Annotated in this window: 16 protein-coding genes; 14 read left to right on the top strand and 2 right to left on the bottom strand. The window is 47.2% G+C overall.

The genetic code is table 11. The features are described 5' to 3' along the window. Nucleotides 1-8: 8 nt before the first annotated feature. Nucleotides 9-1,046 carry a rod shape-determining protein gene (locus SFV55_RS18990; RefSeq protein WP_320031119.1) on the bottom strand — a complete coding sequence of 346 codons (1,038 nt, stop codon included), beginning with the start codon at nt 1,044-1,046 and terminating at the stop codon, nt 9-11. A 309-nt stretch (nt 1,047-1,355) separates the two neighbouring features. Next, nucleotides 1,356-2,642 (bottom strand): pitrilysin family protein, encoded by a 1,287-nt coding sequence (locus SFV55_RS18995; RefSeq protein WP_320031120.1) that lies wholly within the window; start codon nt 2,640-2,642, stop codon nt 1,356-1,358. A 214-nt stretch (nt 2,643-2,856) separates the two neighbouring features. Between SFV55_RS18995 and SFV55_RS19000 the strand changes: the two genes are divergently transcribed. From SFV55_RS19000 to SFV55_RS19065, 14 genes are all read left to right on the top strand, one after another. Then, nucleotides 2,857-5,259, top strand: a complete 2,403-nt coding sequence (locus SFV55_RS19000) for an alpha-L-rhamnosidase N-terminal domain-containing protein (RefSeq protein WP_320031121.1) — start codon at nt 2,857-2,859, stop codon at nt 5,257-5,259. Between the two features lie 11 nt (nt 5,260-5,270). Then, on the top strand, nt 5,271-6,653 hold the full coding sequence (locus SFV55_RS19005) for a sulfatase (protein WP_320031122.1): 1,383 nt from the start codon (nt 5,271-5,273) through the stop codon (nt 6,651-6,653). Between the two features lie 13 nt (nt 6,654-6,666). Further along, on the top strand, nt 6,667-7,893 hold the full coding sequence (locus SFV55_RS19010; protein ID WP_320031123.1) for a sulfatase: 1,227 nt from the start codon (nt 6,667-6,669) through the stop codon (nt 7,891-7,893). Nucleotides 7,894-7,957: 64 nt separating this feature from the next. After that, on the top strand, nt 7,958-9,355 hold the full coding sequence (locus SFV55_RS19015) for an arylsulfatase (protein WP_320031124.1): 1,398 nt from the start codon (nt 7,958-7,960) through the stop codon (nt 9,353-9,355). 138 nt (nt 9,356-9,493) lie between these two features. After that, nucleotides 9,494-10,408, top strand: coding sequence for a sugar phosphate isomerase/epimerase (locus SFV55_RS19020; protein WP_320031125.1), 915 nt, complete (start codon nt 9,494-9,496; stop codon nt 10,406-10,408). 80 nt (nt 10,409-10,488) lie between these two features. Further along, nucleotides 10,489-11,412 carry a helix-turn-helix transcriptional regulator gene (locus tag SFV55_RS19025; protein WP_320031126.1) on the top strand — a complete coding sequence of 308 codons (924 nt, stop codon included), beginning with the start codon at nt 10,489-10,491 and terminating at the stop codon, nt 11,410-11,412. 65 nt (nt 11,413-11,477) lie between these two features. Further along, entirely contained in the window at nt 11,478-11,933 is a 456-nt protein-coding gene (locus SFV55_RS19030) for a hypothetical protein (RefSeq protein WP_320031127.1), read from the top strand. Nucleotides 11,934-11,945: 12 nt separating this feature from the next. After that, nucleotides 11,946-12,245 (top strand): DUF3817 domain-containing protein, encoded by a 300-nt coding sequence (locus SFV55_RS19035; RefSeq protein WP_320031128.1) that lies wholly within the window; start codon nt 11,946-11,948, stop codon nt 12,243-12,245. A gap of 165 nt (nt 12,246-12,410) precedes the next feature. Next, nucleotides 12,411-13,238, top strand: a complete 828-nt coding sequence (locus SFV55_RS19040) for a hypothetical protein (RefSeq protein WP_320031129.1) — start codon at nt 12,411-12,413, stop codon at nt 13,236-13,238. Nucleotides 13,239-13,512: 274 nt separating this feature from the next. Further along, nucleotides 13,513-14,445, top strand: coding sequence for a sugar phosphate isomerase/epimerase (locus SFV55_RS19045; RefSeq protein WP_320031130.1), 933 nt, complete (start codon nt 13,513-13,515; stop codon nt 14,443-14,445). Nucleotides 14,446-14,756: 311 nt separating this feature from the next. Further along, nucleotides 14,757-15,308, top strand: coding sequence for a carboxymuconolactone decarboxylase family protein (locus SFV55_RS19050; RefSeq protein ID WP_320031131.1), 552 nt, complete (start codon nt 14,757-14,759; stop codon nt 15,306-15,308). An 80-nt stretch (nt 15,309-15,388) separates the two neighbouring features. Next, nucleotides 15,389-15,802: a nuclear transport factor 2 family protein gene (locus SFV55_RS19055; RefSeq protein WP_320031132.1), complete on the top strand. Its 414-nt coding sequence runs from the start codon at nt 15,389-15,391 to the stop codon at nt 15,800-15,802. Beyond that, nucleotides 15,802-16,443, top strand: a complete 642-nt coding sequence (locus SFV55_RS19060; protein ID WP_320031133.1) for a pyridoxamine 5'-phosphate oxidase family protein — start codon at nt 15,802-15,804, stop codon at nt 16,441-16,443. Before SFV55_RS19055 ends, SFV55_RS19060 begins: the two co-directional genes overlap by 1 nt. 17 nt (nt 16,444-16,460) lie before the next feature. Beyond that, entirely contained in the window at nt 16,461-17,333 is an 873-nt protein-coding gene (locus SFV55_RS19065) for a helix-turn-helix domain-containing protein (RefSeq protein WP_320031134.1), read from the top strand. The last annotated feature ends 20 nt before the right edge of the window (nt 17,334-17,353 follow it).

The raw sequence follows: 17,353 nt of genomic DNA on the forward strand, positions 1-17,353 counted from the left end.
CCACTAAATCACACACTCTTACGATCGATCAAAAAGGAGAAACGATCGGTATTTTTGAGGGCAATCCCTGTTCCCCGAACAACTGCGCGCAATGGATCTTCGGCAACTTGGACGGGAAGTTTGGTTTTTAGGGAAATACGTTTGTCCAAGCCCCGCAGCAGTGCACCGCCTCCAGTCAGGTACAAGCCCCTTCTAAAAATATCGGCAGCCAACTCTGGTGGAGTAGATTCCAGCGCCTTAAGTACTGCATCTTCAATTTTGGAGATGGATTTATCCAGTGAATGGGCGATCTCCCGATATCCAACCTTGATTTGTTTGGGGATACCCGTCATCAAATCGCGGCCATTAACGGCAAAATCTTCGGGGGCCTGATCTTCATCCAGTTCATGCAGTGCAGAGCCTACGTGAATTTTGATTTGTTCAGCAGTCCGTTCACCAATCAGGATGTTGTGTTGGCGCTTCATGTAACTCACGATGTCGTTGGTGAATTCATCACCCGCAATGCGAATTGACTGGTCGCAGACGATCCCCGAAAGGGCAATCACCGCGATTTCGGTAGTACCTCCACCAATGTCGATGATCATATTGCCTTCGGGTTCTTCCACATCCAGGCCTATCCCGAGTGCAGCAGCCATAGGCTCATGAATCAGGTAGGTTTCTTTGGAATCCACGTGATCGGCAGAGTCAAATACGGCGCGTTTTTCCACTTCTGTAATCCCTGAAGGAATACAAATGACCATTTTCATGTGAGAAAAAAAGCGACGACGGCCATCGATCATGTTGATGAATCCTTCAATCATATTTTCAGCCGCCTGAAAGTCGGCGATAACTCCATCTTTCAGTGGGCGAACGGTTTTAATGTCCTCGTGGGTCTTTTCGTGCATTTGCATCGCCCGACGACCAACCGCAATGGTCTGATTGGTTTTGCGATTGATGGCCACGATGGATGGTTCGTCCACAACAATCTGATCATCTTGCATGATCAGGGTATTGGCAGTGCCAAGGTCAATGGCGAGTTCTTGTCTAAAAAAACTGAACAGCTTCATTAATTTTCCTTACCTAAGAGTTTTTGTAAATTATGTCAAACGCACCCCTAGCAGTGGGGCAAAAATAAGTATTCATTTTTTTCGAGCCAAAGAATTAGATAAGACACTTGAAATGAAACGTTTACTCACCTAATTCTTTGGTAAAATGAATACTCATTTTTTTATCGCCCCTTTGGGGCTTTATTGTGATCAAGCAATTTGCTGACCGCTGGCGTTTCATGCTCGCAAAAGAAAGAAAATTTAGCGACATTTAAGCACGTTCGGCCTTGCTTAACCAAATTTTTTTGATCAAAAGCTAAAAAAATGGTTTTAATCCAATTTTTCAGCTTTGCCCACGATTACTTCGCTCATTTTCTCGGGGATCAAATACTTTTGGGCGATGGCTTGAATGGATTCAGGTGTAACCGCCAAGGTCAGATCAACCGAGTCTTGTAACTCAGTAAAAGGCAAATTCTCAGTTACCAGCAGGCGTACCAACTCCGCCACATTAAATGGCCCATCGATCATGGTCAGGTAATTGCCCAGGATGTAGTTGCGCATCATTTCCAGCTCGTCTTCGTCCACAAGTTCTTCCCGCAAGCGATCCATTTCCAGGTAAATCTGAGTACGTGTATCTGCAACAAATTCATTACCTACCTCAGTACCGATGTAAAAGCAGCCATCAAATTGCATGGCATCGAGGGTGGAATAAATGTTGTAGGTATAGCCCTTTTCTTCCCGGATATTGGTCATCAGGCGGGAGCCAAAGTAGCCTCCCAGAATCACGTTGAGGATGGAAAGGTCAAAAAAGTCGGGATGATGCCGATTGAAGGTCCGGAAACCAATCCGAATGGCTGATTGTAAGCTGTCGGGTTTGGAAATCAACATCTGTTGGGGTGGAGCTTCCTGTAGAATCAGTTTGGGTTCGGGAATAATTCCTGCAGGTATCCCATGCCCCAGTTGTTCGTTCAATTGTTCAAGCACCTCAGCCGTTACTTTTCCACTGATGATGATGACACAATTGTCTTTGGTGAACAAACTGCGGTGGTGCTGCAACAAATCCTCCCGGGTCAGTTGGTTGTACGTTTCAGCAGTACTGTTGTAGCCATAAGGATGCTCAGGGCCAAAAAACTGCTCTGTAATCTGGCGATAGGCTACGACATCGTTTTTGCTCAGGTCTACTTGCAAATGTTGAATACTGCGTTGGATAAAGGCCTGCAGCTCCTGCTCCGGGAAACTGGGGGTTTTGATCACTTCGCCCAACAAAGGCAGCACCTGGTTGAAGTGTTTGTTCAAAGACAACAAGGTCAAACTGGCCGTATCTGTATGATATGGAATAGCCAGGCTGCTTCCGAAATAATCCAGTTTTTCAGCCAAATCGGCCGAATTGTAGTTTTGGGTACCTTCGCGCAAGAGCGCACTCGTGGCGCGTGAAGCCAGTTTTTTGTGCTCATAAGGGCGGCCACCTTTAAAAATGACCTCCACCTTGAGTACCTCCTGGGTTCCCATAGCCACAACATAAACAGGTATTCCGTTATCCAAGCGCAACTCCTGAACTTCCGGCATCTTAATGTCGGTGATGGTTTTGATTTTGGGCGCTCTCGAACGGTTTGGCATAAGTGCGGTGTGGTGATTTTTGAAACAGGGGGCAAATATAGGGGCTTAGGGATTGTAAAACAACTGCTTGGTGAAAAAGCTATGCATGTAGGAAAAATATAGGCCCCATGTGTTAACTTGGTAGCTGACTTTTTGGCTAAATAAACTTACACAGATCATGCGCATAAGTTACACTGCCAGGGAGATCGTCAGCTTTAACTAAATCTACTTGGTCATGCAAAAACAATTCCTTTTCCTCTGGCTGTTCATTGGAGTGCGTTTGGCTTTTGCGCAAGCGCCCGAGCTCAATGTTCCCTCCGCCAAATACACTACTCCTACCTGGAAAGCCAAATGGATCACCCACCCGGATTTGAGTGGTGGAGAACACGCCGTGGTTTTGTTTCGGAAAAAATTCAGCCTGATCGATCATCCCCAGCAGTTCATCATCAGCATTTCTGCTGATAACCATTATCGGCTCTATGTAAACGGTAAAAAGGTGGGCTTTGGCCCACAATTGTCCGACATTCGTCACTGGCGCTACGAAACCATCGACATTGCGCCCTTTTTGCAAGCGGGTGAAAACGTACTGGCTGCTGAAGTCATCAATTGGGGGTATTTTCGCTTTTTTGGCATGCAATCGGTGCACACCGGATTGGTTATCAATGGTTTTTCGGAAAAAGAACAAATTGTCAATACCCAGGGAGGCACCTGGAAAACCTTTTGGAACAAAGCTTTACATGAAAAACCCGTCCACTGGCGGGTAGCCAACCCCGACATCATTGGTGGCTTTTATGCCTGTAACCCCACCGATAGCCTGGTAGCTGCTGACTATCCCTGGGATTGGGAGCAGCTGAATTTTAACGATGCCGCCTGGAAGGAGTCCCTCTTCCTGGAAAACGCCAGCGCCTTTGGGGGTTCATTTGGCTGGGTTTTGGAGCCACGAAATGTGCCTCAACAGAGCCAAACCGAGGAACGTTTGAGCAAAATTGCGCGTACGGAAGGCATTCAAGTGACACCTGCTTTTTTAGAGGGTAAATCATCCTTGCTCATTCCCGCTAATGCCAAGGTATCCATCCTGATTGATCAGACTTTTTTGACTACGGGATATCCAGAACTGAAATTTTCGGGGGGCCACAATGCCCGCATCAAGATCAGCTACGCCGAAAATTTATTCAACCCCGACAAGAGCAAAGGTGACCGCAACGATATTACGGGCAAAAAACTGGTGGGTTATCAGGACGTAATTCTGGCCGACGGTGGTCAGAATCGCCATTTTCAACCTAGCTGGTTGCGGACTTTTCGCTTTGTACAAATTGACGTAAACACACAAAATGAGCCGCTGAGCCTGGACGATTTTTTCAACCATAAAACCCTCAGCTCTATCCCTGTCAAAGCCAAGTTTAGTGCCGACAGTCCGATGTACGGCAAAATCTTTGACCTTTGCCACCGTACCGTTGAGCTGTGCACCCAGGATTATTTTCTAAGTGATGCCTATTATGAAACCATGCAATACCTGGGTGACTCTAAGGTGCACATCCCGGTATGGCAATCAATGACAGGGAATGATTGGCATACGCGTAATGCCCTGCAACAGTTTCATTACTCGCGTTTGCCCGATGGTAACCTGACCAGCTGTTATCCACTCAAATCTACTTTTGTACACCCTACTTATTCCGTCATTTGGGTAGATATGGTGTACGATTATTTAAAATACAGTGGCGACAAAGCCTACACTCAGCAGTTTTTGTCGGGCATTCAGCAAACGCTTGCGGGCTTTGATGCCCTTATTCAGCCCAATGGTTTGGCGGGGCCCACTTCCTGGAATTATTTTGTAGACTGGTACGTAGAAAGCACCCAAGGTGGCCTTGGGCCAGGGCACAAAGGGGTAAACTCAGCCGTGGTGACTTTACACTACGTCCATGCTTTGCAAAGCGCCGCGAAAATCTTTCAAACCTTTGGCCGAAGCGCCGAGGCAACCCAATACCTGACCCGAGCCAATTTCATCAAAAATAAAGTCTACGAACAGTGTTTTGATGCCAAACGTGGCATTTTTGCAGAGCGCCCAGACAAGTCTTTTTACGACCAGCATACCAATATCCTGGCCGTACTGACCGATGCTGCCCCAGTCAGCTTGCACAAAAGCATCCTCAATAAAATCCTCAGCGAAGAGGACATCAGCCCAGCCACTTATTACTACCGTTATTACCTTTTTGAAGCCATTCATAAAGCACAGGTGCCAGAATTGTTTGAGTTGGCCCAAAAACCCTGGGAAGAACTGGTCAATTTAAACCTAACAACTGCCCTGGAGCGATTCGAAAGTGGCAAAAAAGCCACCCGTTCGGAATGTCACCCCTGGAGTACAGCTCCTGCGTATTTTTATTTTAAAACCATTGCGGGGATAGAACCAACTGGGCTTGGTTTTTCAACAATTAAAATTGCTCCCAAATTGGGGAAGAACAATAAAGTGGAAGGGCTTTACCCCACCCCATTTGGCGAAATCAATTTCAAAATAAGCCGCCAATCCGGTGGTGGAGTCCAAGCCGAATTGAATATTCCGTCTCAAATCAAAGGACAATTCATTTGGGCAGGAAAAACTGTTCCATTAAAACCTGGCCCACAACAAATCAATCTGGATTAAAATCAAGCAGTATGACCAAATTCTGGATATTCACTTTACTCGCCCTAGGCTTCGGCTTACACAAAGACCATCAAGGTCCGCTGCCCCAGCGACCCAACATCATCTTCATCCTCGCCGACGACTTGGGATATACCGATTTGGGCTGCTACGGCAATCCTTATAACGAGACACCTCACATCGACTCACTGGCTCGCGGCGGGATTCGTTTTACCCAAGCATATGCGGCCAGTACAGTTTGCTCCCCCTCGCGTGCGGCCATCCTCACCGGAAAACACCCCGCACGATTGAAACTCACCAATTTCCTCGGGGGAGAACGTACCGACTCCTTGTCCAATTTGCGTCCTGCGCAGTGGACACGCTACTTGGGATCAAAGGAACTCACCCTTGCCGAACGCCTCAAAAAACTGGGCTATCAAACGGGTATGGTTGGTAAATGGCACTTGGGCGGAGGCGATTCCATAGCGCCTTGGGGGCAAGGTTTTGATTTCACCCGCATGATCGGCCGCAATGGCCTCGATTATTACAATTACAGCATTTATGAGGACAGTTATCAAAAAACGTTTGTAGACAAGGGAACACATTACCTTACCGACAAATTGAGTGATTACGCCACGGAGTTCATCGGAAAACAGGGGGCTCAACAGCCCTTTTTCCTCTACCTTTGTTATTCAGCGCCCCACGTATACCTGGTTCCGCGCGGCGATAAGCTAAGCAAATACCTGCGCAAGTACGAAAAATTCAATGGTTACTACAACCCAGACTACGCCGCCATGATCGAAAGTATGGATGATGGAATTGGACGTATTCTGGCTCAATTAAAAACTCAAAATCTGCTCGAAAATACCCTCATCGTATTTACTTCGGACAATGGAGGGGTAGGATTACCCGAATTGGGTCCCATCCCGACCAATTCAGCTCCACTGCGCAAGTGGAAAGGGCACGTATACGAAGGGGGAATTCGGGTACCTACGCTGTTTTTCTGGAAAGGGCAAATTGCACCCCGCCAAGTATGCGAGCAGTACTTCAGCAACGTAGATTACGTCCCAACCCTGGTGGCCTTATTGGGGGAAAAAGACGGCGCGACACCCGACGGCAAGAGTGTACTTTCTTTGTTGAAAGAACCGCAGAAGCCCCTGGATCGCGGCGCTTTGTATTGGCATTATCCACATTTCAGCAACCAGTTGAGTCGGCCCGCTGCCGCTATCCGGGAGGGCAACTGGAAACTCGTAGAACATTACGAAACCAAAGCACTTGAACTGTACGACCTGAGCCAGGACATTGGTGAAAGCACAGACCTGGCGGCACAATACCCGGATAAAATAAAAACCCTGTACCAAAAACTGCAACAATATCGGCAATCGGTGGATGCCAATATGCCCATTGTGAAACCATAAAATTCGTGTCCTGATGGTGATCTTCAATTTGATTTTGCCGTTTTTTCTGGCCTTCACTTTTAAGTCAACGGAATTGAACACCAGACCCAACATCCTCATCATTGTTGCCGATGATGCGGGTCTGGACATGAGTGCCTATGGCCGCACCTGGGCCAATACGCCTGCCTTCGACCGCATTGCCCAGGAAGGAATTTTGTTTGAAAAGGCCTACACTCCCAATGCCAAGTGCGCCCCTTCCCGTGCCTGCATCCTGACGGGGCGGAACTCCTGGCAATTGGACGAAGCCTGCAATCACGAGATTTTTTTCCCCAGCCATTTCAAAACTTACCCTGAAATTTTGTTGCAAAACGGCTACCGGGTGGGCTTCACTGGCAAAGGGTATGCGCCAGGAAAAACCCTGAAAGAGGATGGGACAAAGCGGGACCTGTTGGGTGAAGAATTTAATCAGTTAAAAATCCTCCCTCCGGCAAAAGAAATTTCCAACAACGATTACGTCGGTAATTTTCAGGCTTTTTTGAGCAGCAAAGGTGACCAACCCTGGTGTTTCTGGGTTGGGTTTACCGAACCGCACCGCGCCTATGAATACGGAGTGGGGGAGCGCAATGGCAAAAAGAAAAGCGATATCTTGCGGATACCCACCTACTGGCCAGATACCGATACTATACGCACCGATTTATTGGATTATTCCTACGAAATTGAATACATGGATGCCCAAGTGCAGCGCCTACTACAACAACTGGAAGCAGTTGGGCAGTTGGACAATACCCTCATCATCTACACATCAGATCATGGTATGCCTTTTCCAAGAGTCAAAGGCAACCAATACGAACATTCCAACCATATCCCCCTGGCAATGATGTGGAAAAAAGGTATCCCACACGCCGGGCGCAAAATACGCGACTACGTAAGTTTTATCGATTTAGCCCCTACCTTCTTGGCCATTGCAGGGATCAACTGGCAAAAATCAGGAATGCACCCTGCCGCTGGGAAAAGTTTGTTGCCTATTTTTAACTCCACCCAATCTGGGCAAATCCAGGCCGAGCGCAATTTTGTCCTGGTGGGCCAAGAACGCCATGATTATGGTCGACCTGGGGATGTAGGTTACCCTATCCGTGGCTTGCACAAAAATGGATACCTCTACCTCAAAAATTATGAACCCAGCCGATGGCCAGCCTGCAACCCCGAAACGGGTTACTTGAACACGGATGGTAGCCCCACCAATTTTATGAACGCTATCTGAAGGGCGAAAAAATCCGGACAGGCTGGGTGAATCTCAGCGATTATGAACCACAAAAGATCGAAGAATGAAAACCTTTTATACTCTCTTTTTATGCTTTATGTTATTCGGGAAGGATACCCCAACGCAAAAAACCAAACCCAACATCATCTACATCCTGGCCGACGACTTGGGCTACGCTGATTTGGGTTGTTTTGGAAGCAAACGCATCAAAACCCCAAACCTGGATCAGATGGCCGCACAGGGCATCAAACTGACCCACCATTACAGTACGGGAGTTTGTGCGCCCAGTCGTGCCTGCCTCATGACTGGCAAACACCTAGGTCATTGTGAAATTCGGGGCAATCGGCAAGCGGCTACTGGTTATGGGCAATTGCCCTTGTCGGATACAGCGCTTACTGTGGCGATGCTGCTTAAAAAAGCCGGGTATGCTACTGCATTGGTTGGCAAATGGGGTTTGGGCGAACCGGGCACTTCTGGCGACCCTTCAAAAAAAGGTTTTGACCACTATTTTGGATACACCGATCAGGTATTGGCACACAATCATTTTCCAGAATATTTGCTCCGCAATGGAGAAAAGGTCTTTTTGAAAAACGAAGTAAAGTACCAGGCTCCAGATTCCTGGGCAAAAGGACGTGGGAGTGTAAGCACCAAAAAAGTGGAATTTTCGCAGGATTATTTCAGCAAAGAGGTGAGTATGTTCATCAGCAAAAACCGCAAAAATCCATTTTTCCTCTATTATACCCCCATCATTCCACACGACAATGGGGAAGCCCCTGCTGGCGAACAAATTGAATCACCCACCACTGAGCCCTATACCCAAATGCCCTGGTCGGGAGATGAAAAACGCTACGCCGCTTCCATCACTTACCTGGATCGGGAAATCGGAAAATTGCTGACCCAACTAAAAAAAGAGGGTCTGGACAAAAAGACACTCGTCGTTTTTGTGAGTGACAATGGGCCCAAACAACGCGATGCCTTTGAAAGCACCGGTGGTTTGCGCGGCAAAAAACGGGACATGTACGAAGGGGGAATTCGGGTACCATTCATTGCCCGATGGCCCGGGAAAATCAAAGCAGGCGTCGAAAGTGAGGTACCTACTGCCCTTTGGGATTTTTTACCTACTGCTTGTGAATTAGCTGGTATTGCTCCCCCACCTACTGACGGAGTCTCAATGATTCCTTTATTTCAAGGGCAGGCACTGACCAAACGAGAATACCTCTATTGGGAATTGTTCGATGGAGGCGACAAACAGGCTGTGCTAAACGGACAATGGAAAGCCATTCGCAATGGCCTCAAAGTTGGGCAACCCATCCCTCCAATGGAGTTGTACAATCTTCAAAAAGACCCTAATGAGCAACAAAACGTGGCCGGGGATAATCCGGAGGTCGTCAAGCGGATGGAGGAAATCATGCGCCATGAGCACCGGCCATCCCGGGTATTTCCCTTACCAGTGGACAAATAAGTTTAAACGACTCGATGAATAAAATAGGGTTTTCAGCTTTTAATGCATGCCAAATAATGTCGCGATATATCTTTTGTGTCCCGCGTTGGCGAAACCATAAAATTTGCCAATCTTTGGGAGATAAACTACACACAAACGATGAACAGACGAGACATATTTAAAACATTGGGGGCAGCCAGTGCGGCGGCCATCCTTCCTGTTGACCTGCTGTCGGGTGCGGCACCTAAAAAAACCAAGTTCCGCTTTTGCCTGAACACCAGTACCATCAGTGGCCAAAAACTGGGCATTGTGAAGTACATTGAAATTGCAGCCGCTGCAGGTTACGATGGCATCGAAATTTGGCTGCCCGACCTCAATGCCTACCTCAAGGAAGGTGGCACCATGACCGCTCTGGCGCAAAAGGTCAAAGATGCCGGAATTACGGTGGAAGACGCCATTGCTTTTGCCCCCTGGATGGTAGAAGACGATGCGCAGCGCGCAGCGGGTTTCAAACAACTGGAAGAAGAGATGAACCTGCTGGCACAATTGGGTTGTAAACGGATTGCAGCCCCTCCCGCCGGAGTCAAAAAAGACCCACCACTAGACTTGTTCAAAGCAGGTGAGCGCTACAAACAGGCGCTGGATTTGGGTCGCAAAACCGGAGTGATGCCTCAATTGGAATTTTGGGGTGCTTCGGGTACCTTGTTTCACCTGGGGCAAGCATTAGCTGTAGCTGCGGCCGCCAACGATCCTGATGCCCGCTTATTGCCCGATATTTACCATTTGTTCAGAGGTGGATCGGGATTTGATGGCTTGCGTTTGTTGAGGGGGGATGCTGTAGAGATTTTCCATTTCAATGATTTTGTGAACAACAAACCTGTTGCAGAGCAAACCGACGCAGACCGCATTTATCCCGGCGACGGGGATGCGCCAATTGAAGGTGTGGTGCAATTGCTCAAAGCAATGGGTGGAACCAAGGTCATCTCGCTTGAACTGTTCAACCGGGATTATTGGAAACAGGACCCCTTGATGGTGGCCAGAACCGGCTTGCAAAAGATGCGGGACCTTGTCTAATTCTACGGCGCCAGCCAAAATGACATTGATTTTACGGCAATAACACCAACATAACCGAATGACTCCCTTAGCTTTGCAGCATGAGGGAGTCATTCATACCTGTACTGGACAATCGGGCTTTTTTAAATCGTTTTGGGGAGTCAAGTGCTTTTTTTTCCACCATTGACTTCAGCCATTTCACCATCGTTCCGCTGGAAAACTCCTGGGCTGCGCTACAACACCCCTTCCCCATGCCAGCGGTACGTTCCACCAACCATGATTTTATTTTTATCACCGGAGGAACCACCACGAGGATGCGGGGCATGGATACTTTTGAGCTCGATCGGGGCAAAATCCTGTTCATGCCTGCATACCAGGTTTCCCGAGTCATGTCCATGAGTAGGGACATCAGCGGTTTTTTTGTCAATTTTAGTGAACATTTTTTGGCTGAAAAGCTGCAACAAAAACAACCACTGGCCCCTTTCGCCTTTTGGCAGGCCCAGGCTCCAGCTATGTGGAACATGCCTCCGGAAAAAATGCTGGATTGGAGCAATGCGCTGCAACGCATGCTTGATCTTTCCCGCAACAGCCACCCCGATCGGGAATTTCTAGTCGTTCACCTGTTGCTGACTTTCTTTTACGACATCAAACCTTTCATTCAACCCAGTACCCGAGTAGGCGGCCCCGCAGGCAGTGCGGCTCAACTCGCCGAAGGTTTTAACAAAATGCTCAGTGAACAATTTGATCCTAAAAAATCAGTGGCCGACTATGCTGCTCTTTTGCATGTTTCTCCCAATCATCTCAACAAGTGTGTGCGGAAGGTTTTGGGTAAAACCTGCTCAGAATCTATTGCCGAGCAAAGGCTTTTGGAAGCTAAAATGTTGTTGAGACAAACTACTGCCCCACTGGGAAATATAGCTGATCAACTTGGTTTTGCCGATTTGACTCATTTTGGTCGCTTTTTTCGCCAAAAAACGGGCTACAATCCTTCGGACTTTCGCAAAGTGATTGATTTTGCTGAATAAATGCCGGGTTTGTACTAATGGTTTGCCCGCTTTGATTCCGATTTTTGTCTCAAATTATGGTTCTTATGTATCACCTGATTGTTACTCACTCCATTTTGCGTTACCTTGTTTTACTGAGCATCCTTTTGGTCATTTACCTGGCTTGGGAAGCTTTGGTTTTTAAAAAACCCTACACCCGCCTGCACCGCGTAGCAGCATCCAGTGCTTCTGGCATTAGCCATTTGCAATTGCTGGTAGGATTTGTCCTGTATTTTTTCAGCCCTACTGCTCAATCGTTTTGGCAAAACAAGTCCATGCGCTGGAGTGATGGACTGTTTTTTGCACTGGTACATTTTGGATTAATGAGTTGCGCCATCGTCACCCTCACCATAGGTGCCGCTTTGGCCAAACGAGAGGTGGACGAGCGCCGCAGGTTTCGAATTTTATTCAACTATTTTGTTTTTGCTTTATTCATTATTTTGGTCGCAGTTCCCTGGCCGTTTTCGCCTCTGGCGCAACGGCCCTGGTTTCGATCATTTTAAAAATCACCCGCTATGTTATCCTTACTTAAAACGCCACTAGGCCGGCTGCGTGTCATTGCTTTTGCCGAAGGCATGTCCTTCCTAATTTTGCTGTTCATTGCCATGCCGCTGAAATACATCTGGCAGTATCCACAGGCAGTTCGCAATTTTGGTTCTTTGCACGGGCTGTTGTTTGTGCTGTACATCCTGTTCGTAACCCTGTGCAGCATCGAATACCGCTGGAAATTTTGGAAGGTGGGAATCCTCCTGCTGATTTCAGTTATTCCTTTTGGGAATTTTTATGCGGATAAGCATTATTTGCGCGGTGAATGAGTTGGGTTATTCACATAAAGAGGATTAATCAATTGTTTTTTAGTACGTTAAGAAAGCCCTAAAAAAACGTTAAACCATGATTCATCGGTAACAATCACCAACGGAAATCGTCTTTGCATTTGTTCTCCTATTTAAAAACCGATTCATAATTCAAAAAACTTTCCAATGGTTAAGCAAACATGGTTTTCCGTTTTAGGCCTGATGGGCCTGGTCCTCCTTACTTTTAATGCTTGTACCAAAGACGAAAACGTAGACCTGAGCGAAGAAGAAAGTGTGGAACTGGCTAGCCGCACCCTCAAAAGCCAACAACTGATTGGCACCTCATTTGGCATCGCCACCCGGGGTGCCGCAGAGGTAGATGGTCTGGTCAACAACACACCGGAAATACGTACAGATTGTGGCACGATTACCGTGACTCCAGCTGATTTAAAGACCTTCCCCAAGACCGTTGTGGTAGATTTTGGCACAGGTTGCACCGATGTAGACGGGAAAACCAAAAGTGGTAAGGTGACCATGGTGGTTGATAAAATCTGGCAACCCAATTCTCTTTTGACTTTACAATACGAGAATTACAGCGAAGATGGGGTGAAACTGGACGGCAAATTCAGCTTCAGCAACAGCAGCACCACTACGGCCGGGGTTTATCAAATCAAAGCCGATAAGGTCAAAATCACCGATGCCAAAAACGAAACCTGGACCTGGAGCGGTGTGCACAATTTTACTCAAACTCGTGGGCACTCAACCTGGTGGAACTGGAGTGATGATGTGTACGATGTAACAGGCAATATCGACGTGATGTTCCCCAACAATGAGGTGGTTACCTGGAACATTGATCAACCTCTGGTAAAGGCCAACAATTGCTACTGGGTCAGCAAGGGCCTGGGCCTGTTGAAATTGAATGGCAAAGACATTCAGGTGGATTACGGTGATGGTACTTGTGACAATGTCGCGGTGGTGACGTTGAATGGAAAGACTTTTACGATTAAGTTGTAGCGGAGAAGTTACCTCTAGTTTTAAAGATTGCCAAAGCGATGAATCTTTCAGGTATAGACTGAGGTGAATCTGCGGTTTCTAAAGTTTCTTAGGTGGTAAAAAAGAAAAAACTTGCGAAGCAGGGATTCTTTCACCACCTAAGAAACCTTAGACACTCAAGGAATCACCTAAGCAAGAATGAACCAGAGCTTCTTAAAAAATTACCCATATTGGGGGTGTTTCATGTTTGTGCAATTTTTCCTACATTAGATGACCAAAATCAAATCGCACAGCCATGACACCCAATCGCCGCCAATTTCTCAATCTGGTTGCCGGAGCATCTGCCGCTACGGTATTGAGTTCTACCCAATCGGAGGTATTTGCCCCCTACCCCACGCCCATTTCCGCCAATTCCTACAACTGGTACACCTTTTATGGGCGCGACAATAAAAATTGGGGGGAAGACCTGGACGCTTGCCTGGCCGATTTTGCCAAAACGGGGCTGAAGGCTTACGAGCCCAGTTTTAATGCGCCTGAAGAGGTTGTCAAGTTAGGGCCGGTGCTCAAAAAACACCAAATCGCCATGCCTTCGGTGTATGTCAATAGTGTTTTGCACAAGGCGGATGAAGCAACCAAATCCATCTCCACAGTTTTGGCTATCGCCGATGAGGTCAAAAAACTGGGCACCAAAATTATGGTAACCAATCCTACACCCATTCGTTGGGGTGGAGATGAGGTCAAAACCGACGATGAATTGAAGTTACAAGCGGCTAGTTTGGATAAACTGGGGGCAGCCTTACGCCAAAAAGGCATCACCCTGGCCTACCATACCCACGATGTAGAAATGAAAGCGGGTGCCCGCGAATTCCACCACATGCTGCTGAATACCTCGCCGCTGAATATGTCCTTCTGTTTTGACGTGCATTGGGTATACCGGGGTTCCCAAAACTCGCAACTGGCGGTGTTCGATGTGTTGAAATTGTATGGCAAACGGGTGGTGGAGCTGCACATCCGCCAGTCGGTCAATGGGGTTTGGTCCGAAACGTTTGGCGATGGGGACATTGATTATCGGCGCTTTGCTGGGGAGTTGAAGAAGCTGAAATTGCAGCCGCATCTGGTGATTGAGCAATGTGTGGAGGATAAGTCGCCGCATACAATGGATGCAGTAAAGGCGCATGTGGTGGATTTGGCGAAGGTGAAGGAGGTGTTTGGGGGGATTTTGGGGTGAGGAAATCATTATCTGTTCAGACTGAACCGCCCAGCGGCATAGCCGCAAAATCGCAGCATTGTTAAGACAATATACTTTGGTCAAAAAAGGAGTCCAACCCAAGCTCTACGAAAGAGCTTTCTAGACCTATCTCTACCAACTGAAAGGGGCGATCGGGTCCCAAAATCACTTCCCAGGGAAAATCGTCCATGCTCTGGCGTCAATCCTGCATTCTTTCCGCCGGCATTAAGCCTGAACTTTATGTCATCATTCAGCGGCAACGCAACAAGCCTGCTTCTGATTTTTAATCTTTAACCACTCAAAGCAGAAAAATGACACAATTCAATGTTCCAACCCGTGATCAAGTTAGCGAAAACAACCAGGTGATTTTCGACCAGTTAAAAGCAGCATTGGGTTTCGTTCCCAATTTGTATGCGACCATTGCCTACTCCCAGCATGCGCTTGGCAATTATTTGCAACTCCAGAATGCCAAAACCTCTTTAAGCAAAAAAGAAAAAGAAGTCATCAATCTGGCAGTCAGTCAGGTCAATGGCTGTGATTATTGTTTGGCAGCGCACACTGTTATTGGCAAAATGAATGGCTTTACTGACGAGCAAGTACTGGAACTGCGCAGCGGGCATGCCTCCTTCAACGCCAAACTGGATGCACTCGCACAATTGGCCAAGGTGATAGCGGAAAACAAAGGCCGGTTAAGCGATGAAGCTCCGCTGGATGCTTTTTTCGCAGCAGGGTATACCCAGGAATCTCTGGTAGACCTGATCATGGTGATCGCCGACAAAATTGTAATGAATTACCTGCACAACCTGACTAAAATTCCGGTTGATTTCCCGGCAGCGCCAAGCTTGGCTACGCTCGAAGTGTAAACGAATTAAAGCTCCCGCTCCCTAACTGATAGCTTAGTTAGGGAGCCCATTTTGCTCACCTTTTTATTCAACCAACAAACATGGAAAAGCGTTTTCCCCTTCCACCCTTTAGCCTTGAAACGGCCAAACAAAAAATCCAATTGGCTGAAGATGCCTGGAATAGCCAGGATCCTGAAAGAGTCTCTTTAGCTTATACCACTGATAGTGAGTGGCGCAATCGCAACGAGTTCATCAATGGTCGGGCCGAGATCGTTGCCTTTCTCAGCAAAAAGTGGCAAAAAGAGCTCAATTATCGCTTAAAAAAAGAATATTGGGCCCATACAGACAATCGAATTGCCGTAAGATTTGAATACGAATACCAAAATCAGGCCGGAGAATGGTTTAGAGCTTATGGCAATGAAAATTGGGAATTTGATGACAATGGCCTCATGCAAAAAAGATTTGCGAGTATCAATGACTTGGCCATTGCTGAAAAAGATCGCAAATTAAAATAATGGCACAAAATTATGCGAAGCTGGCTTTTACCGACGCGGTAAAGGCGCTGCAAGAAATACACGGTAGCCGGAAAACCTATGCCCGTATGGAGCAGTTCCGTCACACCGATGGGCTGTCGGAGCAGGAGATTGTATTCATCACCGAACGGGACAGTTTTTACCTGTCCAGTATCGGAGAGAATGGCTATCCTTACATCCAGCACCGGGGAGGGCCTGCCGGTTTCATCAAAGTGCTGGATGCCAACATCCTGGGGATAGTCGACTTTGAAGGCAACAAGCAATACATTTCGGTGGGTAACTTGCAAACCCATCCACAGGTTGCTTTGATCATGGTCGACTACCCTCGGCAGGCCAGGTTAAAGTTGTATGCCAATGCTAGAGTTGTTGAACTGAAAGATGATCCCGCATTGTTTCAGCAACTAGACCCGGCGGATTATCCACACCGGCCCGAACGAATGATCTTGTTCGAGATTCAGGCTTATGACTGGAATTGCCCTCAGCACATTACACCCCGCTACACCCTGAGTGAAATTCAGGCGGCATTTGCGCCCCAACAAGCGTATCTTGAGGCATTGGAGAAAGAGGTGCTGGAATTGAGGCCCGCCCAACAAAATCAGGTTAATGCTCCGGAGGGAGTTTAACTCAATGTATAATGTACATGCACACACACTTTACCTTGCACAACCCTCAGAAGGGAACGCTGGCTTTTCGCATCTTCCCCTTTGAAGATGCCAACCCTTTTGAGGAATTGCAACGGCTCAGCTATTTCAGCATCATCCTGATTAAATCCGGGCAGGCACATTTAACGGCTGATTTTACGGAGTACGATATAAAGGCCCCATCTTTAATGGCCTTTTCACCCTATCAGCCTTATCGCTTACAATCAGAATCTGCCCTGCAAGGTTGGGTGATCAATTTTCACCCAGAGTTTTTTTGCATTTTTAAACACCATCAGGAGATTGCCTGCAATGGTCTTTTATTCAACAACATTTATCAGGTTCCGTACTTCGATTTGGAAGCTTCGGATGTGGTGCATTTTGAAGGCCTGATCGAACAGATGGTAGCTGAAACCCAAAAGGCCGAACTGGCTCAATATGAATTGTTGATCGCCTACCTGAAAATTTTGTTGATCAATGCGGTACGCATAAAAATCAATCAACAACCCGCAGTTAAAGCGGCTATGGCCAGTTCGAAAGAACCTTTTGTGCTCCAAAAGTTAAAAGATGCCATTGAAGCCCATTACCGGACCAAACATTCGGCAAGTGATTACGCCGAAATACTCAACATTACCCCCAAGGCCCTAGGTAAGATTACCAAAACTCATTTTCAAAAAACCTTGACCGATTTAATCAGCGACCGAATCGTCATTGAGGCCAAAAGAGAACTTTACCTCAGTGCCAAGTCCATCAAGGAAATTGCTTATGAATTGGGCTTTGACGACGAGTTTTATTTCAGTAGATTCTTCAAAAAACGGGCTGAGATTTCGCCTCAGTATTATCGGGATACGGTTGGTTTTGCAGCCGCGGTGTAAAATAAAAAAAATTGCATGCC

The organism is Haliscomenobacter sp. (genome assembly GCF_033763495.1).
Classification (GTDB): Bacteria; Bacteroidota; Bacteroidia; order Chitinophagales; family Saprospiraceae; genus Haliscomenobacter.